The sequence below is a fragment of the Micromonospora sp. GCM10011541 genome (assembly GCF_042650725.1).
In the GTDB taxonomy this organism is placed as follows: domain Bacteria; phylum Actinomycetota; class Actinomycetes; order Mycobacteriales; family Micromonosporaceae; genus Micromonospora; species Micromonospora sicca.
Genome location: NZ_JBHSBP010000099.1, coordinates 73,053 through 95,042 on the forward strand (window position 1 = coordinate 73,053; position 21,990 = coordinate 95,042).

The 21,990-nt window shown below is 72.7% G+C and carries 21 protein-coding genes; 3 read left to right on the top strand and 18 right to left on the bottom strand.

What is annotated here, in order from left to right; all coding sequences use genetic code 11:
- Nucleotides 1-48 precede the first annotated feature (48 nt).
- Complete coding sequence (locus ACFOYX_RS32615; protein WP_236647352.1) at nucleotides 49-1,290, bottom strand: sugar ABC transporter substrate-binding protein; 1,242 nt, start codon at nucleotides 1,288-1,290, stop codon at nucleotides 49-51.
- A gap of 183 nt (nucleotides 1,291-1,473) precedes the next feature.
- Between ACFOYX_RS32615 and ACFOYX_RS32620 the strand changes: the two genes are divergently transcribed.
- Nucleotides 1,474-2,232, top strand: a complete 759-nt coding sequence (locus ACFOYX_RS32620) for a FadR/GntR family transcriptional regulator (RefSeq protein WP_236647351.1) — start codon at nucleotides 1,474-1,476, stop codon at nucleotides 2,230-2,232.
- A gap of 479 nt (nucleotides 2,233-2,711) precedes the next feature.
- Nucleotides 2,712-3,992 carry a phosphatase PAP2 family protein gene (locus ACFOYX_RS32625; protein ID WP_322438638.1) on the top strand — a complete coding sequence of 427 codons (1,281 nt, stop codon included), beginning with the start codon at nucleotides 2,712-2,714 and terminating at the stop codon, nucleotides 3,990-3,992.
- Between the two features lie 123 nt (nucleotides 3,993-4,115).
- On the opposite strand, the gene ACFOYX_RS32630 is transcribed toward ACFOYX_RS32625, so the two are convergent.
- Nucleotides 4,116-4,505, bottom strand: a complete 390-nt coding sequence (locus tag ACFOYX_RS32630; protein WP_109800568.1) for a DUF2267 domain-containing protein — start codon at nucleotides 4,503-4,505, stop codon at nucleotides 4,116-4,118.
- A gap of 146 nt (nucleotides 4,506-4,651) precedes the next feature.
- On the opposite strand from ACFOYX_RS32630, the gene ligD reads away from it, so the two are divergent.
- Nucleotides 4,652-5,617: a non-homologous end-joining DNA ligase gene (ligD, locus tag ACFOYX_RS32635; RefSeq protein WP_377534692.1), complete on the top strand. Its 966-nt coding sequence runs from the start codon at nucleotides 4,652-4,654 to the stop codon at nucleotides 5,615-5,617.
- Nucleotides 5,618-5,629: 12 nt separating this feature from the next.
- Here ligD and ACFOYX_RS32640 read toward each other — a convergent pair whose 3' ends face one another.
- The 16 genes from ACFOYX_RS32640 to ACFOYX_RS32715 all read right to left on the bottom strand — a co-directional run bounded on the left by ACFOYX_RS32640 (nucleotide 5,630) and on the right by ACFOYX_RS32715 (nucleotide 21,964).
- Complete coding sequence (locus tag ACFOYX_RS32640) at nucleotides 5,630-6,037, bottom strand: DUF2267 domain-containing protein (protein WP_322438639.1); 408 nt, start codon at nucleotides 6,035-6,037, stop codon at nucleotides 5,630-5,632.
- Between the two features lie 69 nt (nucleotides 6,038-6,106).
- Nucleotides 6,107-7,978, bottom strand: a complete 1,872-nt coding sequence (locus ACFOYX_RS32645; RefSeq protein WP_322438826.1) for a transketolase — start codon at nucleotides 7,976-7,978, stop codon at nucleotides 6,107-6,109.
- A 48-nt stretch (nucleotides 7,979-8,026) separates the two neighbouring features.
- Nucleotides 8,027-9,304 (bottom strand): MFS transporter, encoded by a 1,278-nt coding sequence (locus ACFOYX_RS32650; protein WP_322438640.1) that lies wholly within the window; start codon nucleotides 9,302-9,304, stop codon nucleotides 8,027-8,029.
- Nucleotides 9,305-9,491: 187 nt separating this feature from the next.
- A complete protein-coding gene (locus ACFOYX_RS32655) occupies nucleotides 9,492-10,421 on the bottom strand; it encodes a hypothetical protein (protein WP_322438641.1) in 930 nt (309 codons plus the stop codon).
- Between the two features lie 73 nt (nucleotides 10,422-10,494).
- Nucleotides 10,495-10,689, bottom strand: coding sequence for a hypothetical protein (locus tag ACFOYX_RS32660; protein ID WP_322438642.1), 195 nt, complete (start codon nucleotides 10,687-10,689; stop codon nucleotides 10,495-10,497).
- Nucleotides 10,690-10,809: 120 nt separating this feature from the next.
- Nucleotides 10,810-11,316 (bottom strand): hypothetical protein, encoded by a 507-nt coding sequence (locus ACFOYX_RS32665; RefSeq protein WP_322438643.1) that lies wholly within the window; start codon nucleotides 11,314-11,316, stop codon nucleotides 10,810-10,812.
- A 17-nt stretch (nucleotides 11,317-11,333) separates the two neighbouring features.
- The gene (locus ACFOYX_RS32670; RefSeq protein WP_322438644.1) at nucleotides 11,334-12,182 is read right to left on the bottom strand and encodes a hypothetical protein; all 849 of its coding nucleotides are present in this window, start codon (nucleotides 12,180-12,182) and stop codon (nucleotides 11,334-11,336) included.
- Nucleotides 12,179-13,423 carry an MCE family protein gene (locus ACFOYX_RS32675; RefSeq protein WP_161557776.1) on the bottom strand — a complete coding sequence of 415 codons (1,245 nt, stop codon included), beginning with the start codon at nucleotides 13,421-13,423 and terminating at the stop codon, nucleotides 12,179-12,181. The genes ACFOYX_RS32670 and ACFOYX_RS32675 overlap by 4 nt, the downstream gene beginning before the upstream one ends.
- Nucleotides 13,420-14,832: an MCE family protein gene (locus ACFOYX_RS32680; RefSeq protein ID WP_109800561.1), complete on the bottom strand. Its 1,413-nt coding sequence runs from the start codon at nucleotides 14,830-14,832 to the stop codon at nucleotides 13,420-13,422. Before ACFOYX_RS32680 ends, ACFOYX_RS32675 begins: the two co-directional genes overlap by 4 nt.
- Nucleotides 14,829-16,073 carry an MCE family protein gene (locus ACFOYX_RS32685; RefSeq protein ID WP_109800560.1) on the bottom strand — a complete coding sequence of 415 codons (1,245 nt, stop codon included), beginning with the start codon at nucleotides 16,071-16,073 and terminating at the stop codon, nucleotides 14,829-14,831. The genes ACFOYX_RS32680 and ACFOYX_RS32685 overlap by 4 nt, the downstream gene beginning before the upstream one ends.
- The gene (locus tag ACFOYX_RS32690) at nucleotides 16,073-17,056 is read right to left on the bottom strand and encodes an MCE family protein (protein ID WP_322438645.1); all 984 of its coding nucleotides are present in this window, start codon (nucleotides 17,054-17,056) and stop codon (nucleotides 16,073-16,075) included. The genes ACFOYX_RS32685 and ACFOYX_RS32690 overlap by 1 nt, the downstream gene beginning before the upstream one ends.
- Nucleotides 17,053-18,087 carry an MCE family protein gene (locus ACFOYX_RS32695; RefSeq protein ID WP_322438646.1) on the bottom strand — a complete coding sequence of 345 codons (1,035 nt, stop codon included), beginning with the start codon at nucleotides 18,085-18,087 and terminating at the stop codon, nucleotides 17,053-17,055. Before ACFOYX_RS32695 ends, ACFOYX_RS32690 begins: the two co-directional genes overlap by 4 nt.
- Nucleotides 18,084-19,373 (bottom strand): MCE family protein, encoded by a 1,290-nt coding sequence (locus tag ACFOYX_RS32700; protein ID WP_109800557.1) that lies wholly within the window; start codon nucleotides 19,371-19,373, stop codon nucleotides 18,084-18,086. The genes ACFOYX_RS32695 and ACFOYX_RS32700 overlap by 4 nt, the downstream gene beginning before the upstream one ends.
- A gap of 2 nt (nucleotides 19,374-19,375) precedes the next feature.
- Nucleotides 19,376-20,170, bottom strand: a complete 795-nt coding sequence (locus ACFOYX_RS32705; RefSeq protein WP_255544199.1) for an ABC transporter permease — start codon at nucleotides 20,168-20,170, stop codon at nucleotides 19,376-19,378.
- A gap of 10 nt (nucleotides 20,171-20,180) precedes the next feature.
- A complete protein-coding gene (locus ACFOYX_RS32710) occupies nucleotides 20,181-20,951 on the bottom strand; it encodes an ABC transporter permease (protein WP_322438647.1) in 771 nt (256 codons plus the stop codon).
- Nucleotides 20,948-21,964, bottom strand: a complete 1,017-nt coding sequence (locus ACFOYX_RS32715) for an ABC transporter ATP-binding protein (protein WP_322438648.1) — start codon at nucleotides 21,962-21,964, stop codon at nucleotides 20,948-20,950. The genes ACFOYX_RS32710 and ACFOYX_RS32715 overlap by 4 nt, the downstream gene beginning before the upstream one ends.
- Nucleotides 21,965-21,990 lie beyond the last annotated feature (26 nt).

The window sequence follows — 21,990 nt, forward strand, 5'->3', positions numbered from 1 at the left end:
GGGTGACGCGGGTGGTGGGGCCGACCGGCCCCACCACCCGCGCGCGGCTTACTTGGCCTCGTCGTCCAGGAACTTCTGGAACGCGGTGTTCGCCGTGTCGGCTGCGGCCGCGGCGTCCTTGCCGGCGATCGCGTCGACGATCGGCTGACCGACGATCTCGCGGGCCTCGGCGACCTTCACGACCAGCGGCCGGTCGTGGCCCACGCCCTCCTTGGTGCTGGCGGCGATGGCCTCGACCAGGTCCTTCGGGTAGGTCGCGGTGCCCTCCGGGTTAGCCCAGACGGAGGTACGGGCACTCGGCACGCCGGACTTCTGCTGGGCGAGCGTCTGCTGCTTGCCGGTGGCCCACTCGATGAACTTCCAGGCGTTGCCCTTGTTCTCCGAGCTGTCGTTGACGCCCAGCGCCCAGGACGGGACGTTGTACGGCTTCGAGCCGGCCGGGCCGGCCGGGAACGGCGCGAAGCCGACGGTGTCGGCCACCTTGGACTTGGCCGGGTCGGTGGCGTTCTTGTAGAGCGAGTCGGCCTCGGTGTAGAAGGCCGCCTTGCCCTGGGTGAAGATGGCCATCGCCTCGGGCCAGCTCATGTCGGTGCTGACATTGGCCGGGCCGTGATCCTTGATCAGCCCGCCGTAGTAGGCGTACGCCTGCTTGGCGGCGTCGCTGCTGACGGTGGCCTTGCCGCTGCCGTCGACGAAGTCACCGCCGAAGCTGTAGAGGAAGCTGGAGAACTGGGTGACGGCCGGCGACTTGCCGGTCCGGGCGACGAAGCCCGCGACGCCCGGCTGGGCGGCCTGGATCTTGGCGGCGGCGGCCTTGAGCTCGTCGAGGGTCTTCGGCGGGGCGCTCAGGCCGGCCTTGGCGAGCAGGTCCTTGCGGTAGTAGAGGACCTCCTGCTCGGTGATGATCGGGACGCCGACCGGCTTGCCCTCGTACGAGGTGGCCTCCACCGGTCCGGCCTGGAAGTCGGCGAAGTCCCAGTCCTTGTTGGACTTCACCTGCTCCGACAGGTCGGCGAGGTACTTGTTCTTGGCGAACAGCTTCCCCTCCTGGAGGGGGCGGTACATCATCACGTCGATGTCGGACGAGCCGGCGTTCAGCTTCACGTTGTACTGGTCGGAGAGCTGGTCCTCGCCGAGCTGGGTGATCTCGACCTTGAGCCCGGTCTGCTTCTCGAACTCGGGCAGGGCCTGCTTGATGTTCTCCGTCCAGACGTGGTTGGCCAGGGTCACCCGGACCGTCTTGGACGCTGCGCTGTCGTCGCCACCGCCGCCGCAGGCGGACAGGCCCATGGCGGCAACCACAGCCAGAGAAGTACCGAATATCGATCGACGCCGCACGTCCATCTCCTTCTGTCGTGGCCGCCACCCGGGGGAGGAGCGCCACTTCGTTGTAACGTCCGCTTAACGACGGGATGCTAGGCCCAAAAAGCCGACTTATTCAAGAGGTGATCTCTAACTGATATGCTCCGAAGCGTGGATCAGTCCTCTCCAGGGGTCGCACCCGCCCAGCACGCCCCTGCCGAGGCCGGGCTGCACGCCCGCGTACTCGACCACCTCGGCACCGCCATCTGTGGCGGCGAGGTGGCCGCCGGCTCCGTCCTCAACATCGACGACCTGGTCGAGCGGTACGCGGTCTCCCGCTCGGTGATCCGCGAGGTTCTGCGGGTGCTCGCGTCCATGGGATTCGTCGAGACCCGGCGTCGGGTCGGGGTCATGATCCGACCGGCCGAGGCGTGGAACGTCTTCGATCCGCAGGTGATCCGCTGGCGCCTCGCCTCCGCGGGCCGGATGGGGCAGCTCCGCTCGATCACCGAGCTGCGGACCGCGATCGAGCCGCACGCCGCCTGGCTGGCCGCCGGCCGGGTCGGCCACGACGAGGCGAGCGAGCTGGTCGGGCTCGCGGCCAAGATGTGGGCCGCCGGGAAGGCCGGCGACGAGGGACGCTTCCTCAGCCTGGACATCGAGTTCCACCGGCGGGTGCTGGTGGCCTCCGGCAACGAGATGTTCGCGAAGCTGCAGGAACTCGTCGCCGAGGTGCTCACCGGCCGGCATCACTACCACCTGATGCCGCACTACCCCCACGAGCAGGCCCTGCAACTGCACGCCGACGTCGCCCAGGCCATCCAGCGGCGGGACGGCGAGCGGGCCCGGGAGGCCATGGTGCGGATCATGGAGCAGGCGTTCGACGAGATGAAGTCGATGTGGGAGCAGACCGGCGAACCCGGCCGGTGAGCTGACCTCCGCCACGCGGCGGTCGAGGGCGTAGGCCTTGCTCGGCGCCGCCCTGCGCCTCACCTCCCTCCCGGTGCTCACAGGGAGCATGTGGTGACGACGCAGGAGGCGCACCGGCTCAAGGCGTACTGGCGGGAGCGGCTCGCCGTCCTCAAGGAGCTCCTGGAGTCGCCGGGGGCGGCCCGATGAGCACCGCCCGGCGCACCGTCGGCGGCGGCACCCACCTGCCCGGCTGAACGCTGGATTCGTTGTGGAACGGTCCGCTGCGCGGGCGGCAACTCTCATCTGCATCTTCTCGTCGGTCACGTACCACGAGATCCCCCGGCCCGCCTGACTCGATCCGGCGTCCATCGTCCGAAGTGGAGTCGCGCAGTCCCTTCGGCCGGTATGGCATGCGTGGGCGGCACGGTAGGTTGCCCATTGCAGCCACTCACGTCAATGGAGCAATCACCCGCCGGATTGCCCGTAAGGGGTGCATCATGACACGTCAGGTTCGCCTCCGCCGAAAGGTCGTCTGCGCGGCCGTCGCCGGTATCCTCGCCGTCGCATCGCCGGTCGCGGCCACCTCCCCCGCATCCGCAGCGGACAACACACCCGCCAATGCCGTCATTGTCTGGGACCGTAACGCGCAAACCGCGATCTGGGAGGTGGCGGGCCAGCAGCCGCAGGTCCAGGCGCGCAGCTTCGCGATGGTGCACGGGGCCGTCTACGACGCGGTCAACGCCATCGCTGGACGGCCTTACCAGCCGTACCTGATCGCGCCGCCCACCAACGGCAGGGAGTCGGTGGACGCGGCGGTCGGAACCGCGGCCTTCCGGGTGCTCAGCTCCTTGTTCCCGGACCAGCAGGCGCGGCTGCAGACGCAGTACGACGAGTGGCTGGCCACGGTCCGCAACGGCATCGCGAAGCAACGCGGGATCTCCGTGGGCAGCCGGACCGCCGCCGCGATGATCAGCGCCCGGCAGCACGACGGGGCGTTCGGCGACCCGCTCTGGCCGGTCGGCACCGAGCCCGGCCAGTGGCGGCCCACTCCGCCGACCAACGCCAACGACGGCGCCTGGGTGGGGAACCTCAAGCCGTTCCTCATCCCCAGCGCGTCGATGTTCCGCTCGTCCGGCCCGCCGGCGCTCACCAGCGACCAGTACGCCCGCGACTTCACCGAGGTCAAGGCGATCGGCGCGGTCAACAGCACCATCCGCACCGTGGACCAGAGGCAGGCCGCGATCTGGTGGCACGACCGGCACCTGGGCGAGTGGGAGATCAAGCGCCAGCTCGCCACGACCCAGCGGCTGAACACCCTGCAGACGGCGCGGATGTTCGCGCTGGTCGATCTCGCCGAGGCCGACGCCACGACCGCCTGCTACAACGAGAAGGGCGCCTGGACGTCCTGGCGGCCGGTCACCGCGATACAGCTGGCCGACACCGACGGCAACCCGTCCACCGAGGCCGATCCGCACTGGATGCCGCTCCTCGTCACGCCGCCGCACCCGGACTTCACCTCCGGGCACACCTGCTTCACCGCGGCGAGCATGTCGGCGCTGAGGCACTTCTTCGGCCGGGACGACATCCCGTTCAGCGCGTTCAGCGAAGCCTCGGGCACCACCCGGTACTTCGGCAGCTTCTCGCAGGCCACCGCCGAGGTCATCGAGGCCCGCATCTGGGGCGGCATCCACACCCGCACCGCCGACGTCGAGGGCGCAAAGATCGGTGCGCAGGTCACCGCGTACGCGATCAAGAACTACTTCCGCCCGCGGCGATGACGCACCGGGCTTGACGTGCCCGGGCGTCGATCCGGCGCTCGGCCCGGGGGCGTCACCCTGCCCCGAGCGGAGTCTTGCCGGTCGCAGTCACGCCGCGCGCCGGCCGGAGGACGTGCGTCCGGGTCAGGCCCCGCGGGGCACGGGCTGGGCCAGGGCCTGGATCTTGGCGGGCAACTCCGACATCGTCTCCTCGAATTCCTTGTGTCCGACCACCCGGTGCAGGGTCTGCAGGACGGCCCGGGCGCCTCGCTCGGCGACGTCGTCCGCCACCCCCGCGCGCGCCGCCACCCGGCGCAGGAACTCGTCGTACGCGAAGGTCTGCGGCTCCTCGGGGCGGGCCCTGGCCACGAACGGGCGCAGCTCGTGCGCCACGTGGTCGGCCAGGTCCGCCGCCTGGCCGCCGCTGATCCGCTCGGCGAGGGTCCGCAGGGTGGCCTCGGTCAGGGATTGCGCCGTCTCCGGCGGAACGCCCGCCCGGGCGGCCACCTTCTCGAAGAACTCCAGCTCAGCCATGCTTCGTCCTTCCCGTCCCGGAGACAGCGTGGCTACCCGCGGCCACCGGCCGCAAACGAGCGGCCCCCCGCGTTCGAGCCGCCCGCGCAGGAGGGGAATGCCCGGAAAGCGGCGTTTCCCCGCCCGCGGTTGGTCATGATCGAGGCGTGGGTGCCAGGATGCCGGATCTCGTGCCGCCGATGCTGGCGTCCAGTGGCGCGCTGCCCAGCGGGCCCGGCTGGGCGTACGAGTTCAAGTGGGACGGCGTGCGCGCGATCGCCTACGTCGACGACGGGGTACGCCTGCTCAGCCGCAACGACCGCGACGTCACCCGGGCGTACCCGGAGCTGGACGAACTCGCCCAGCTGCTGCCCGGGCGGCGGGCGGTGCTCGACGGGGAGATCGTGGCGCTCGACGCCAAGGGCCGGCCCAGCTTCTCGGCACTGCAACACCGGATGCACGTCCGCGCGCCGAGCGCCGCGCTGGTCTCCGCCACGCCGGTCCGGCTGTACCTGTTCGACCTGCTGCACCTCGACGGTCGGGACCTCACCCGCCTGCCGTACGCCGAACGTCGCACGGCGCTGCAGGAGCTGGGGCTCAGCGGGCAGAGCGTCGACACGCCGCCGCACTGGACCGGCGACGCCGGCCGGGACCTGTCCACCGCGGCGGCCGACCTCGGCCTGGAAGGGGTCGTGGCCAAGCAGCTCGGCTCGTCGTACGAGCCCGGGCGCCGCTCGCCGGCGTGGGTCAAGGTGCCACTCAACGACACCGTCGAGGTCATCGTGGGCGGCTACAAACCCGGCGCCGGTCGGCGGGCCGGCACCATCGGCTCCCTGCTGCTCGGCATGTACGACGAGCGGGACAGGTTGACCTACATCGGCCACGTCGGCACCGGCTTCACCCAGACCGTGCTGCGCGATCTGGACCACCGGCTGGAGCCGCTGCGCCGCCCGGACCCGCCGTTCGCCTCGCCGGTGCCACGCGAACACGCCCGCCACGCCGTCTGGGTCGACCCGGTCCTGGTCGGGGACGTCGCCTTCCGGTCCTGGACCCCCGACCGCCGGCTGCGCCACCCCTCCTGGAAGGGGCTGCGCAGCGACCGCGAGCCCGCCGAGATCCGGCTGCAAGGGTGACCCGGCCGCGGCCTACGTGCCCACCCGGCGTGGTTCGAGCCGGGTCGTCGGCGGACTCGTCAGCTGCCAGAACTCCTTCGGCAACTGGGCGACGGAGTCCTCGTACTCCTTCGCGCTGACCGCGTCCCGCAGCGTGTCCAGCACGGCGCACACCCCGGCGTTCGCCGTCTGGAGATCCACCGCGGCGCGTTGCTGCACCCGCTCGAAGAATTCGGGGAGCTCGAACGGTTCGGCGTTCTCGTCGGGTTTGCGTAGGTCGCCCCGCAGCTCCTCGGGAAGCTGCGCGGCGAGATCCCGTGCCTGGCCGCCACTGAGCCGCTCCGCCAGCGTCGCGAGCGTGGCACGGGTGATCGGCTCGGCCAGCGTCGGTGCCATCTTCGGTCGCGTCGCCACCGACTGGATGAACTCCGCGTACTTCACCTCGGACCCCCTCCTGCCGCGAATGCTGCGTCTACCCGCGCACCCGGGAGTGAAACGGCGCCCGCCGCGTCAGCGGCCCGGGGCCTCCGCGGCGCGCGCCGCCGCGACGATGGCGCGCACCCCGATCCCGGCCTGTTCCATCAGTTGGGTCGGGGTGCCGGAGCTGGGTAGGCCGCGCACCGCCAGGTGCGTCACCCGCACCGGCTCGGGGATGTCGGCCAGGGACTCGAGGACCGCCGACCCCAGGCCGCCCTCCGGATAGTGGTCCTCGACCACCAGCAGCCGACCGCCGGTGGCCCGGACGGCGTCGAGCAACCGGTCCCGGTCCAGCGGCTTGACCGAGTACAGGTCGATGACCCGGGCCTTGATCCCCTCGCGCGCCAACTCGTCGGCGGCGGCGAGGCAGTTGTGCACCGTCACCCCGGCGCCGATCAGCGTGATGTCGTCGTCGTCGCCGCCGCGGAGCAGCTTGCTGCCGCCCACCGGGAAGGCGTCCTCGTTGTCGTAGAGCACCGGGTACTTGCCTCGGGTGGTGCGCAGGTAGTTGACCCCCTTGCGGTCGACCATCTGGGCGACGAGGGCGGCGCAGGACACCGCGTCGCTGGGATACAGCACCGTCGACCCCTGCACGGCGCGCAGGGCCGCCAGGTCCTCCAGCCCCATCTGCGACGGGCCGTCCGCTCCGATCTCCACGCCCGAGTGGGACCCGGACAGGGCGATGTCGGCCTGGGAGATGCCGGCCATCCGGATGAAGTCGTAGGCGCGGGAGAGGAACGCCGCGAAGGTCGCGGCGAACGGCCGGTAGCCGCGTACCTGGAGCCCGACCGCGGCGGCGACCAGTTGCTGCTCGGAGATGAACATCTCGAAGAACCGGTCGGGGTACGCCTCGGCGAACTTGTCGGCGCGGGTGGAGTCGCTGACCTCGCCGTCCAGGGCCACCACGTCCGGCCGTGAACCCAGCGCGCGCAGCGCGTCGCCGTACGCGTTCCGGGTGGCCACCATCGCCCCCTTGTCGTACCGCGGCATGGTGGGCGGCTCGCCGGTCGGGGCGGCGGCGGCCGGGACGGGCTCGGGCCGCGGCGTCGCGACGCGGATCTGACGCACGCCGCCGAGCGCGGCGACGGCGCGCTCGGCGAGCTCCGGCTTCAGCGGCTTGCCGTGCCATCCCGGCTGGTTCTCGACCTCCGGCACCCCCTTGCCCTTGACCGTCCGGGCGAGCACCACCGTGGGGCCGGTGGCCTGCCGGGCCCGGCCGAACGCCTCGTCGATCGCGACCAGGTCGTGACCGTCGACCACCAGCGCCTGGCAGCCGAACGCCTCGACCCGGCGGCGGTAGGTGTCCAGGTCCCATTCCAGCTCGGTCGGGCCGCGCTGCCCGAACCGGTTGATGTCGACGATCGCGGTCAGGTTGCGCAGCCCGTAGTGGCCGGCCTTGTCCAGCGCCTCCCAGATGGAACCCTCGGCCATCTCGCTGTCCCCGCACAGCGCCCACACGTGGAACGGCAGGTGGTCGAGGTGCCGGCCGGCGAGCGCGATCCCCACCCCGACGGGCAGGCCCTGACCGAGCGAGCCGGTGGCCACGTCGACCCAGGGCAGGACCGGCGTGGGGTGCCCCTGCAGGCGCGACCCGAACTGGCGGTAGGTCTCGATCAGCTCCTGGTCGGTGATCGCACCCGCCGCCTTGAAGACCGCGTACAGCAGCGGCGAGGCGTGGCCCTTGGAGAAGATCAGGTGGTCGTTGGCGCGACAGTGCGGGTCCGTCCACTGGTACCGCAGGTGCCGGGAGATCAGCACCGCGAGCAGATCGGCGGCGGACAGGCTGGAGGTCGGGTGCCCCGACCCGGCTTTGGTGCTGCAGCGGATCGCGTCCACCCGGAGCTGGGCGGCAAGCTCGCCCAGCTCGGTGAGCTCCTCCGCGCCCAGGGTGCGCTCTGCTTCCATCGTCACCGGCATCGCCTCCGCCCATACGGTAGTCAGGATGAGACGGCTTCACCCGGTAACCACCGATTTGCCAGCCGCCGGCCGGGCTCGCGAGGGGCGGGAGCAGACCAGCCGGCCCGCCACCGCCAGATACGGCAGGGCGGCCAGCGCGAAGGCCACCGCGTTGCCGGCCGCCCCGGCCACCACGGCGTACCCGCCGTAGAACGCGATGATGGTCAGGTCCGTCGCCATCCCGGCCACCGAGGTGACCGTAGCCCGGCTCGGACCGGTGATCCGGGCCTGCAGGCGCACGTCGGCGAGCACCGTGGCGAGTTGGAACGCGGCGAAGGCGACCGCGAGCAGCAGGAAGCCCGCCGGGCGGCCGACCAGGGCACCCGCCGCCAGCGCCGACGCGGCGAGCACCAGCAGGCCGGCGTACCCGCGGGTGGTCAGCCGCTCCCCCGCCGGGGCGAGCAGGCCGCCGGCGGTCATCCCGGCCCACAGCAGCAGGAGCAGCAGCGGCACCGCCGCGTCCGCGACGCCGGTGTCCCGCGCCAGCAGGCCGGTGTACTCGTCGAGGCCGCCCCAGATCGCGGTCACCGCCGGGACGAGCAGCAGGGCGGCGCGTACCGCGCGGTCGGCGCGGGCCTCGGCCAGCCCGGCGCGCAGGGTGGCCAGCCACCCCAGGTCGGCGTCGCCGTCCGGCTGGCCCCGCCGCTCGGCCGCGGCCGGCCCGGGACCCGTCGGGGACTCGGCGGGCCGCGCCGGTCGGTGCTCGGGGAACAGGGTCGCGACGGCGGCGGCGAGCAGGCAGGCGAGGACGCTGGCCGCGCCCACCCCCGGGTAGCCGCCGACCGCGAGGACCGGCCACGCCAGCGCCCCGGAGCCCGCCGCGCCCAGCACCTCGGCGGTACGCGCCCGGCCCATCACGCGGGCGTACCGGTCGCTGGCGCCGAGCCGGTCGAGTTCGGTGAAGACCAGCGCCTCCAGCGCCCCGGAGCGCAGTGCCCCGCCGGCGCCCCAGAGCAGGAAGCCGACGGCGAACGCCGGGTAGGACGGGGCGAGCACCCAGCAGGCGAAACCGGCGGCGGGCAGCAGGGGCGCCAGGACCAGCAGCAGCCGCCGGGACACCGCGTCGGCCCACGCCCCGGAGGGCACCTCCAGGACGATGCCGGTGGCCGACCAGAGCACGAAGAGCGAGGAGATCTGCCCGACCGACAGGCCGGTGTCGCTGAACAGCAGCACGTACACCGGGTAGAGCAGGACGAGGTCGGTGAGGAACGCGTAGCCGTAGAGCGTGCCCGCCAGCCGGCGGATCGCGGGTACGCGCGCAGGAGAGATGATCATGAGGCCTTCCCACGGGGACGGAACGGACACCGGACGTACGGCGTCCGCGGCGGCCCGCGGCCACGGCCTCTAGCGCAGCATCAACATCGCCAGGTCATGACGCTCAGGCTAACGCCCCTCGGGTCGGCCCCGAACACGCTTCGGGGTGGGACCCGGCTGGGCCCCACCCCGGTGCGCGTGCGGACGGTCAGCGGCGGAACTTCTGCACGTCCGCCTGCGGGATGACCATCGTGGACTCGTTGTCCACCGCCTGCTCGGCGGTGGGCTGCCGCGGGGTGGTCGCCTGCGTGGGCTCCGCCGCGCCGTGCGGGGCGACCGGCTGGGTGCGGTCGGCGTCGCCGTCCCGGGTGACCGGCTGGGTCAGCTCGGCCTCCGCGTACGGGGTGACCGGCTGGCTCAGCCGGGCCTCGACGTCACGCCGGCCGGCCTGGTACCCCCGGGCGTGCGTGGCGATCGTCTGCGACTCCTGCTCGGCGCGGGTCAGCCAGTTCTCCCAGCGGCTCTGCATCGGCCGGACCAGGCCGCCGCCGACGCCCACCACGAGGATGCCGCCGACGGTCGCGAGCACCGCGATCAGCACCGGGGTGGTCACCGCGGTGGCCACGCCGATCTGGTTCAGCGCGGCGATGACGCCCAGACCCAGGATGAACACCGAGGCGATGTTGGCGAGGATCCGGCCGTAGGACAGGCCGCCGAGGGCGCTGGAGATGATGTCCTTGACCGCCTTGGCGATCGCGGCGGCCACCACCACGATGACGATGGCGACGAACGCCCGGGGCAGCCAGGCGATGACGCCGGCGATCAGGTCGGAGATCGGGTTGGGGCCCCAGATGCCGAAGGCGAGCTGGAGGGTCACCAGCAGCACCCCGTAGTAGGCCAGCTTCGCGACGATGTCGCTGGCGTCGTACTTCGACCGGGCCAGGGCGGTCTTGATGCCGCCGCGCTCGACGGCCTTGTCGAAGTGCACCCGTTCCAGGATCTTGTCCACGAGCTTCAGCACGGCCTTGGCGATCAGCCAGCCGACCACCAGGATCGCGATGAAGGCGACGGCCTTGGGCAGGAACAGCATCACCGAACGGAACGCGTCGCCCACCGCGTCCCCGAAGTTGTCTTTCATCGAAGGGCCTCCACACACGTGTTCAGGTCGGTCAGCGAGGGACCTACCCGAACACGGTGACCGGGAAACCCGGTCAGCCTCGGCGGCAGCGGTAGCTGACCTCGGCGCCGGCCTGCACCGGCGACGGCTCGATGATGTTGACCGTGGCCGTCTCCTTCGTCGCGCCGACCCCGCTGAACGTCCACTTGAGGGTCAGCAGGACCGTCCGCTGGCCCCGGCCCACCCGCTCGGTGAGCAGGCTGCCGGGTGCGGCGTGCCTACGACACAAATGAACAGCGTGCGCACAGGCAGACCGGTTTCACCTTTCGGCCCATCTGGTCCTCGTCACGAATACGCCGCCGGATGTATCAGGTGCGGGCAAATGGTCGACCGTCCCGCCTGGGCGGCGTCAGATCGCTGTCGCCTTGACGACCTTCCATTCCCCGCCGACCGGGACCATGGTGAGCACGACCCGGTTCTGGTCGACCTTCTCCCCCGCCGTGCTGACGTTGCGCCGGTACTGGTTGAGGTAGACGAGCAGTTCCACCCGGTCGGTGTCTGAGGTGACCACCCCGGTAGCGGAGACCTCGGCCAGGACCACCGCCTGCTGCTTGGTCGCGGTCTCCTTGAGCGTCGCGGTGGTCCGGGCGTACTCGTCGGCGAAGTCGCCGGTGGCGAAGGTCCGTCCGTTGGCGACGCTGTCGTCGAAGGTGCGGTAGTCGTACGAGAAGATCGCCTTTGCGGCGGCGGGCGCGGTGGCCAGGGCCTGGCGAACGGCCCGGTCGCGCTGGCCGGCGCGATGGTCGCCGTACCAGGCAGCGGCGGCGACGGCTGCCACGACCAGGAGCGCGACGACGAGCGTCGGCACCAGCGGGAGCCGTCCGGGCCGTCGGCGCAGGACAGTGGGGACACGCATCGGACTCCTCCTCCGGGTCAGCCGACGAACTGCAGGCGGGACACCAGCCAGTCGCCGGAGTCGCGGTCGCGGACCAGGTCCACCTGGATGCGGTAGTGCGAGGGGCGGCCGTCGGGTGCCTTGACGTTCCGGACGGTGGCGTCGACGGCCACCAGCACGACGGCGTGGCCGCGGTCCCCGGAGACCAGTCCGGCGCGCAGCACCGACCCCTGCGACTGGACCTTGTTCTCCACCACCGCCTTGCGCACCTGCGCCTGGCCGCGGGTGAACTCGTCCTTGAAGTCGCCGGTGGCCCCGGCGACGATGCGTTGCAGGTCCCGGTCGACGCTGGCGGCGCTGACCGAGACGAAGTTGACGCTGGCCTGCCGGGCGGCGGCGACGGCGTCCCGTCGGGCCTGGTCGGTCGCCCGGTCGACGTACCAGCGGTGCCCGTACACGCCGGCCGCCGCGAGGGCGGCGGCGAGCAGCACCGCGAGCAGCCCGGCCAGCGCCCGCCGGCGACGCGGCACACCGGCATGGTCGTGGGCGGCCGCGGTGCGGTCCGCAGCGGCGGTCGCCCTCGTGGTCTCGGCGTCCTCTGCGGCGTCCTCCGTCGCGGCGGGATCGTCGTCGGGGTCCGGCAGGTCCTCGACCTCCGCCGGGTCGCCGGGCACGGTGAGGTCCTCGGTTCCGGTCGGATCCTCGACCGGCTCCCGGTCAAGGCGTTCCAGCACGTCCTCGATCGGTTCGGCCTGCGGCGGCACGGCACGGGTGACGAGTCTGCGCTGCCGGGAACGACCGGGCGCCCCCGCCTTTGCTCCGTTGATCACTCTGAGCTTGGGATCCTTGCGGCCCTGCACGGGCACCTCCTCGGGTACGCCGGTCACGGGGTCACCCCGGCGAGCAGCAACTGCTTCCACGACTGGTCACCAGCGGTCCGGTACTGTCCGCCGGTTCCGCCGAACTGCAACGGTCGCCCGTCGGGGCCGAGCACCAGGCCGGTCGCGGGATCGTACCCGCCCGAGGCGCCCTGGTCGCCCTGGTCGGACGGGGCGGGGGCGGGTTCGCGTCCGCCGGGTCGCGGCGCGTTCTGCGCCCCGCGTACGTTGGCACCGGCGGCGCGTTCCTGACCGCTGCACTTGGTGCCGCCGCCGCGGTAGACGCAGGACGGCGGGTCGCCCGCGTTGACCACGAGGCCGAGGTGGGCGGTGCCGTCGCCCGGGGTGACGGTGAAGCCGCCGGACACCGCGACCGGGTAGGTCACCAGCAGCTGCTCGATGCCGGGCAGCCGGCGGGCGGCGATGCCGTTGACGGTGACCAGGTTGCCGAGCAGCGCGCCGATGTTGGGTTCGAGTCCGCGCAGCAGGGCCCGCAGCTCGGCGCCGGCCGGCGGGCCGGTGGCGAGCAGCCGGCGCAGGTCGGGGTCGGCGGCGCGGACGGTGGCGGCGAGCTCCGCCAGGCCGGCGGACCAGCGGCGCAACGCCTCGGCGGACTCCGCCTGGGTGGTGAGCACGGTCCGCCCGTCCCGGATCAGCGTCAGCGTCTCAGGCAGCCGGGCGTTCGCGTCGGTGAGCAGCGCGTCACCGGCGTCGAGGATCCGCGCGAGGGCCTGCTCGTTGCCCTCGAACGCGGTGCCCAGCTCGCTGATCAGCACGGTCAGGTCGTCCGGGTCGATCGAGCGGACCAGGGCGTCGAGGTTGGTCAGCAGCGCCTCGGGGGCGAGCGGGACGCCGGTGCGGTCGACCGGGATGACCGCGCCGGCGGCGAGGAACGGCCCGCCGTCGCGCTCGGGCCGCAGGTCGAGGTACTGCTCGCCGACGGCGGAGCGCTGGGTCACCACGGCCCGCAGCGCGTCCGGCACCCGTACGCCCCGGTCGATCCGCAGGTCGGCGCGGACTGCGTCGGCGCGCAGCTCGACGGCGGTGACCCGGCCGACGGGGACGCCACGGTAGGTGACCGGGGCGTTGGCGAAGATGCCACCGGCCCGGGCCAGGTCGACGTGGACGACGTAGCCGCCGCCGAAGAGCCGGTCGCCGAGGCCGACGTAGCGGAACCCGACGTAGCCGATGCCCAGCACGCTGACCAGCACGAAGGCCAGCACCTGGAGCTTCGCGGTCCGTCCGATCACGGGATCAGCCCTCCTCCCAGGAGATCCGGCAGGTCGCCGATCTGACCGATGACCGCCCCGGTCACCGGCAGCACGCACTCGGCGGTCAGCACGGTGCCGGAGGGCAGTTCGGTACCGGCCGGCAAGGCGGTACCCGGCGGCACGATCCCCTTCGGCAGCAGCAGCCCGCCGAGGGGCACCGCCGAGCCGGGCTTGAGCAGGACGCAGCCTTCCGGCAGGCCGCACTCCTTCGGCGGCGTCCACCGGGCCGGGAAGTCCTTCAGGTCGGGCAGGCACTTCAGCAGCGGCAGGTCGGGCAGCCCGATGCCGCCGGGCAGGCTGCCGGGCGAGGGCTTCGCGCCGCCCGCGGCGGGCGGCCGGGGCGCGGCGGGGGCGTTCGGCCGGGTGGCCGACCGGACCGGAGCGGGCGCGGCGGCGACCAGGTTGGCCAGGATGTTGGCGGCGTCGAGGTCGGCCGTGACCGCCAGGTTGACGAAGTCGCCGACGATCGCGCCCGTGACGTTGGGCGGGAACGGGTACGACAGCATGAAGTCCAGCGACTTCGGCAGGTCGTCGCCGGCCCGGGCGAGCTGTTCCAGGATCGGTTGCAGGGCCCGGACGCTGGCCAGGGTGTCGTCCCGGCTGCGGTCGACCACCCGGGTGCCGACCTCGCCGAGCTCACCGAGGGCGGTCAGCGCCCCGGTGAGCTGGGCCCGCTGCTGGGCCAGCACGGTCAGGCCGGGGGCGAGCGAATCCAGCGCGTCCCCGACGACCTGCCGCTGCCGGTCGAGCCGGCCGGTCAGCCGGTCGAGCGCGTCGATGGCGCGGACGATGTCGGTCTTCTGCCGGTCGAGCCCGCCGATGAAGGTGTCGAGCTGCCGCAGGGTGTCCCGGACGTCGGACTCGCGGCCGTCGAGGGCCTTGCCGAGTTCGGCGTTGATGGTCCGCAACTGGGCCAGGCCGCCGCCGTTGAGCAGCAGCCCGAGGGCGGCCAGCACCTCCTCGACCTCGGCGCCCCGGGTGGTGCGGGACAGCGGGATGACGTCGCCGTCGGCGAGGCGCCCGCTGGCCGGCCCGGTGGGCGGCGGGGCCACCGTCACGTACTTCTCCCCGAGCAGGCTGCTCTGGCGTACGGCGGCGGTGGCGTTCGCGGGCAGCCGCACCGCGCGGTCGATGCGCAGCCGCACCCGGGCGTGCCAGCCCGACAGGGAGATCTTCTCCACGGTGCCGACGGTCACGTCGTCGACCTTGACGGCGGCCCGGGGCACCAGGTCGAGCACGTCGCCGAACTCGGCGGTGACCGTGTAGCCGTCGCCGGTCGGCGCCCCGCCCGGCAGCGGCAGGTCGGCGAGCTCGGGCAGCCCACAGCCGGCGGGCAGCAGCGCCGCCACCACGACGCCGGCCAGCATCCGCAGCGCCCGGGCGGTCATGCCGGGCCCCGCAGGATGCCGCCGAGGGTCGGGTCGCTGGTGATGGTGGAGCCGCCCGGCGCCTCGTCGGCGGTCGGCGCACCGGGGGAGCTGACGGATCCCGGTGAGGACCCGCCGGCCGCCGGGGCGCCGGGCGGCAGCTTGAGCAGCTTGCGCAGCTGGTCGGTCAGCGGCAGACCGCGGGAGCGCAGGGTCTGCGCCAGCGCGGTGCACTTCGCCGGCACCTGGCCGGCGGGGAGCTGGTCCACCATCAGGGAGCAGACGAAGGTGGCCGGGTCGTAGGGGCCGAGGACGTTGTCGCGGGTGTCGAGGGTGCCCGATCGCGGGTTATAGGCGAGGCTGAGGTTGTTCACGGCCAGCGGCGTCACGTCGAGAATGTCGATGACCGCCTGCTGCTGGCGGACCAGCACGCCGGTGATGTCGGTCAACGCGGCCACGTTCGAGGCCAGCACGGTCCGGTTCTGCTTCACGAAGGCGGTGACCTCGGCCAGCGCGGCGGACAGGTTGCGCAGCGCCGCGGCCAGCTCCTCCTTCTCGCCGGCGAGCTGCTCGGCGACGTCGGCGAGCTGCTGGTTGAAGCCGCGCACCTGCTGGTCGCTGCGGGCCAGTGCGGTGGTGAAGCGTTGCAGGTTGGCCACCGAGCCGAACAGGTCCTGCCGCCCGTCGGCGAGGGTGGTCAGCGCGCGGGACAGCCCGTCGAGGGTGTCGTGCAGGTTCCCGCCGTTGCCCTGGAGGTTGGCCCGGCCGGTGGCGACCAGGTCGGACAGGGCGCCGTCGGCGTTGGCGCCCTGCGGGCCGAGGGCCCGGTTGAACTCGTCGAGCGCCTGGTAGATGTCGTCGATCTCCATCGGGGCGGCGGTCCGCTCGACCGGGATCTGCGCACCGTCGGCCAGCGCGGGCCCGCCGGTGAACGCCGGGGCGAGCTGCACGTACCGGTCGCTGACCACGCTCGGCGGGACGATCAGCGCCTGGGCGTCGGCGGGCACGTCCACCGCCGGGTCGTAGCGCATCTCGACGCGTACGGTGCGGCCCTGCGGGGTGACCGACTCGACCTCGCCGACCCGGACGCCGAGCACCCGTACGTCGGAGCCGGGGTACACCCCGACCGCCTTGGTGAAGTACGCGACCACCCGCCGCTGGGGTGGCTCGTGGCGCCACAGCACCACTCCGACGGCGACGGCGGTCAGCAGCACGGTCGCGGCGGCCAGGGGGCGGCGCCAGCGCTGGATCGGGCCGGGCATCAGCGTCCTCCCGTCGTGGGCAGGTACGGCTGGAGCAGGCCGTCGACGTACGAGTCGAACCAGCGGCCGTTGCCGACCACGTTGGCGAACGCGGTGACGAACGGGCCCATCCGCCGGATGGTCTGCTCCAGGTCGTCGCGGTTGCGTTGCAGGATCGCCACCACGTCGCGCAGCTTGCGCAGCGCCGGTTCGAGCTGGGCGCGGTTGTCGGCGACCAGCCCGGACAGTTGGACGCTGAGGTCGTTGGTGCCGACGAGCAGCCGGTGGATGGCGTCGCGGCGGCGGCTGACCTCGGCGAGCAGTCGCTCCCCGTCGGTGACGAGCTTGCGGAACTCGTCGTCGCGTTGGGCGAGCACGCCGGTGACGTCCCGGGTGCGGGCGAGCAGGGTACGCAGCTCGGCGTCGCGGCTCGCCACGGTCCGGGACAGCCGGGACAGTCCGGTCAGCGAGGTGCCGACGCTGGCCGGGGTGTCGGCGAAGGTCCGGGACAGGGTGTCGAACGCCTGGGCGAGCTGGTCGGTGTCGATCTTGTCGAGGGTGTCGGCGAGGCCGGTGACCGCCTGCACCACGTCGAACGGGGCGGCGGTGCGGGCCAGCGGGATCTGCCCGTCCTCGGGCAGCTTCCCCGGTCCGGCCGGCGACAGGGCCAGGTACTTCTGCCCGAGCACCGTCTTGATCCGGATGGTGGCGCCGGTGTCCCGGCCGAGCCGTACGCCGTCGTCGTCGACCCGGAACCGGACCCGCACGTACGGCTGGGCGCCTTGGGCCAGTTCCACCCCGGTCACCCGGCCCACCCGGACCCCGGCCACCCGGACCTCGTTGCCGGTGGCCAGGCCGCTGGCGTCGTGGAACGCGGCCTGGTACGTGCGGCCGGTGAGGGCGGCCAGCCGGTCGAGCTGGAAGGCGCCGAGCAGGGCGGCGAGGATCAGGGTCAGCGCGGTCGCGCCGACGACGACCGGGTTGCGTTCGCGGAAGGGTTTCACTGGCTGCCTCCGGTGGCGCAGCGGGCGGCGGGGGCGCTGAACGTGGCCGGGTTCAGCGGGGCATGGCCGGCGACGGCCACCCGCCCGTCGAAGTCGCAGAGGTAGAAGTTGAACCAGGAGCCGTAGGAGGCGACCCGGGTCAGCGACTCGTAGCGCTCCGGCAGCCGGCCCAGGGTGCCGTCGATGACGGCGGAGTTGTGGTTCAGGGTGCCGGCGAGGTCGTCGAGAGCGCGGACGTCGGCGGCCAGCGGCGGCCGGACCTGACCCAGCAGCGAGGCGGTCGTGGTGGTCAGGTCGCCCAGGTTGACCAGGGCGTCGCCGATGGCGGTGCGGTCGGCGGCCAGCCCGGAGACGAACTGCTGCAACTGGGCGATGCTCTGGTCCAGCTCGCGGTCCCGGGTGGCCAGGGTGGCCAGGACGCGGTTGAGGTTGGTGACCACCCGGCCGATGACGGCGTCCCGGTCGGCGAGGGTGTTGGTCAGCGAGGCGGTGCGTTGCAGCAGGCTGGCGACGGTGCCGCCCTCGCCCTGCAGGACCTGGATGATCTCATAGGCGAGCTTGTTGACGTCGTCCGGGTTCAGCGCGGTGAACAGCGGCCGGAACCCGTTGAACAGCACGGTCAGGTCCAGCGCGGGGGTGGTCTGGGCGAGCGGGATCAGCCCGTCGGCGCGCAGCGGCCGGCCCTCCCCCGGGCCCTCGCTCAGCGCCACGTACCGCTGGCCGACCAGGTTCCGGTAGCGGATCTTCGCGCGGACGCTGGTGGCCACGGCCACGTCGCGGTCGACGGTGAAGGCCACCTCGGCGACCGTGTCGTCGACCACCGCGATGTCGCTGACCTTGCCCACCCGCACCCCGGCGATCCGGACGTCGTCGCCGGGCAGCAGGCCGGTCACGTCGGTGAACCGGGCGCGGTAGGTGACGCCGTCGGGCGGGAACGCGCCGAGGGTCTGGGCGAGCAGTGCGGTGGCGAGCAGGGTCACCACGCCGAAGACCACGAGCTTGACCAGCGAGGCGGTCGTCTTCCCGGTCATCGCGCGTTCACCACCGCTCCGCGCAGCAGCGGTCCCCAGAGCAGCACCGCGATGTCGGGCACCTCCGCCGGGGGCGTGCCGGTGAGCCCGCCGACGAGGGGTTTGACCAGGGCGCTCTCCTCGCCGGTGCCGGCCCGCCCCATCTCGGGGCCGGCGGCCGGGGCGGTGGCCGGGCCGGCCGGCGTGCCGACCGGCAGGGGCGGCCGGGTACGGGTGCCGCCGTGGTCGTAGCCGTCGGCGACGGGCACCTCGGGCGCGGGCACGTGCGGGTCGGGCAGGCCCCGGCAGTTCGGGCCGTCGTGGGCGGCGTAGACCGGCTCGTCGCGGCCCCGCTCGTACGGGCCGCCGTCGCGGGTCACCTCCAGGGTGATGTGCATCCGCCCGCCGGCGAAGACCTGCTCCACCCGGGGTTGCAGGGCGACCAGGCCGTGCACCAGGCACGGGTACTCGGGGGCGTAGGTGGCGAGCAGTTCCAGCACCGGGCGGCTGACGTCGCCGAGCCGGATGAGCTGGTCGCCGTGCCGGTCGAGGAAGCCGCGGGTGGTGTCGGCGGTGTCGGTGGTGTCGGCGAGGAACGCGGCGAGCTGGGTGCGCTGGTCGGTGACCGTGGTCGCGGTGACGGTGACGTCGCGCAGCAGGGCGAGCAGGTCCGGCAGCGCGGCGTCGTAGCCGTCCAGCACGACGGCGAGCTGGCGGACGTCCTCGGCGATGGTGGGCAGCGCCGGGTTGAGCTGGCGCAGGTACGCGTCGAGCCGGGTCAGGTTCGCGCCGAGCTGGTCGCCGCGCCCCTCCAGGGCGGTGGAGATGGCGCCGAGGGTGGCGGCGAGCTGGTCGGGCCGGATGGACTGCAGCAGCGGCAACGCCTGGTCGAGGACCCGTTCCAGCTCGACCGCGGTGCGGCTGCGGTCCTGGGTGATGACCGCGCCGTCGCGGATCGGCCCGGCGGTGCTGGCGGGCGGCGGGACCAGCTCCACGTACCGCTCGCCGAACAGGGTCTTGGGCAGCAGCCGGGCGGTCACGTCGGCGGGGATCCGGCCGGTGGTGGCGGGGTCGAGCGCCAGCCCGATGACGGCGCCGCCGCCGTCGCTGCGGACCGAGCGGACGTCGCCGACGACGACGCCGCGGACCTTGACGTCGGCGCCGTCGAGCAGTTGCAGGCCGGCGCGGTCGGCGTGCAGGGTGACCCGCTCGACCGGGGTGAACGCCTTGCGGTACTGCAGCACGGAGGCGGTCAGCGCCGCGGTCAGCACGGCGATGAAGACGATGCCGAGGACGCGATGTCTCATGTTCACCCCGCGATCCGGACGGTGGTCGTGGCGCCCCAGATGGCCAGCGACAGGAAGAAGTCGACGACGTTGACCGCGACGATGGCCGTGCGGACGGCCCGCCCGACGGCGACGCCCACCCCCGCCGGCCCGCCCTTGGCGGTGTAGCCGTACCAGCAGTGCACCAGCACCACGATCACGCTGAAGACCAGCACCTTGCCGAAGGACCAGAGCACGTCCCCGGGCGGCAGGAAGAGGTGGAAGTAGTAGTCGTAGGTGCCGGCGGACTGTCCGAAGTAGCCGACGGCGATGGTGCGGGTGGCCAGGTAGCTGGAGAGCAGGCCCACCACGTACAGCGGGACGACCGCGATGAACCCGGCGATCATCCGGGTGGTGACCAGGAACGGCAGCGACGGCACGCCCATCACCTCGAGCGCGTCGACCTCCTCGGAGATCCGCATCGCGCCGAGCTGGGCGGTGAACCCGCAGCCGACGGTGGCCGACAGCGCCAGCGCCGCCACCAGCGGCGAGATCTCCCGGGTGTTGAAGTACGCCGAGACGAAGCCGGTGAAGGCGCTGCTGCCGATCTGGTCGAGCGCCTGGTAGCCCTGCAGGCCGACCTCGGTGCCGGTGAAGAAGGTGAGGAAGCAGATCACGCCGACGGTGCCGCCGAGCACGGCGAGCGCGCCGGAGCCGAAGCTGACCTCGGCCAGCAGCCGGACCACCTCGCGCTTGTAGCGACGCAGGGTGCGCGGCGTCCAGGCGAAGGCGCGCAGGTAGAAGGCGAGCTGTCCGCCCAGGTCGTCGAGGTAGCGCAGCACGACCACGTCAGCTCCCCTTCTGCGGTACGACCTGGAAGTACACGGCCGTGACGACGAAGTTCAGGGCGAACAGCAGCATGAACGTGACGACGACGCTCTGGTTGACGGCGTCGCCGACCCCCTTGGGGCCGCCCTTGGCGTTCATCCCCTGATAGGAGGCGACGAGCGCGGCGGTGGCGCCGAACAGCGCCGCCTTGACCTCGCCGACCAGCAGGTCGGGCAGCTGCCCGAGGGCCTGGAAGCTCGCCAGGTACGCCCCGGGCGTGCCGCCCTGCATGACCACGTTGAAGGTGTAGCCGCCGGTCACCCCGACCACGCTGACCAGCCCGTTGAGCAGGACGGCGACCAGGATCGAGGCCAGCACCCGGGGCACCACGAGGCGCTGGATGGGGTCGATGCCCAGGACCTGCATCGCGTCCAGCTCCTCGCGGATCTTGCGGGAGCCCAGGTCGGCGCAGATCGCCGAGCCGCCGGCGCCGGCGATGATCAGCGCGGTGACGATCGGGCCCGCCTCGCGGACGACGGCGAGCACCGACGCGGCGCCGGTGAACGACTGCGCGCCGAGCTGCCGGACCAGGGAGCCGAGCTGCAGGGCGATGACCGCGCCGAACGGGATCGAGACCAACGCGGCCGGCAGGATCGACACCGAGCTGATGAACCACGCCTGCTGGACGAACTCGCGGACCTGCACCGGCCGGCGGCCCAGGCCGCGCAGGGTGTCCAGGCAGAACGCGAAGAAGTCGCCGGAGCGGCGCAGGGCGCTGACCGGGGCGCTCATCCGGTCACCTCCCGCTGCTGGCGCCCGTCCATCGCCAGATGCCGGCCCAGCTCGATGGTGGGTCGCTCCGCGTCCAGGCGGCCCTCGAACGACCCCGGCGGCGGGGTGACGCCGTACTCCCGGCACCACTCGCCCGGTGGGCGCTCGGCCCGCCGGGGCAGTCCGTCGGTCGGCGGGAGCTGCAGCGGGATGGGCGGCAGCGGCGGCAGTTCCACCCCGGCCTGCGCCTCGGCCTCGAGTTCCTCGGCGTCCTTCTCCTCGGCCATGCCGATCGGCCCGACCCGTTGCGCGTTGAGGAACTGCCGCACCACCGGTTCGGTGCTGGACAGCAGCATCTCCCGGGGGCCGAACATGGCCAGGTGCCCGTGGTAGATCAGGCCGATGTTGTCCGGCACGGTCCGGGCGGTGTTGATGTCGTGGGTGACGATCAGGAACGTCGCCTCGGTGCGCTGGTTGAGGTCGATGATGAGCTGGTTGAGGTAGGCGGTGCGCACCGGGTCCAGCCCGGAGTCCGGCTCGTCGAAGAGGATGATCCGCGGGTCGAGCACGAGGGCGCGGGCCAGCCCGGCCCGCTTGCGCATCCCGCCGGAGATCTCGCCGGGCAGCTTCTTCTCGGCGCCGACCAGGCCGACCATGTCGAGCTTCTCGGTGACCACGGCGCGGATCTGCGACTCGGACTTGCGGGTGTGCTCGCGCAGCGGGAACGCCACGTTGTCGTAGATGTTCATCGAGCCGAACAGCGCGCCGTCCTGGAACAGCACGCCGAACAGCTTGCGCACCTCGTACAGCTTCCGCTCGGACAGGCGGGGCAGGTCCTGGCCCTCGATCACGATGGAGCCGCGGTCGGGCCGGAGCAGGCCGACCAGGGTCTTGAGGAACACCGATTTCCCCGTGCCGGAGGGCCCCAGCAGAACGGATATTTCGCCCGCCGGCAGGGTCAGGGTGACGTCCGACCAGACCGGCTGGCCACCAAAGGACTTCGTCAGTCCCTGCACGGCCACCTCGACGCCCATCGACCCTCCCGTCGCTTCTTCCTGAC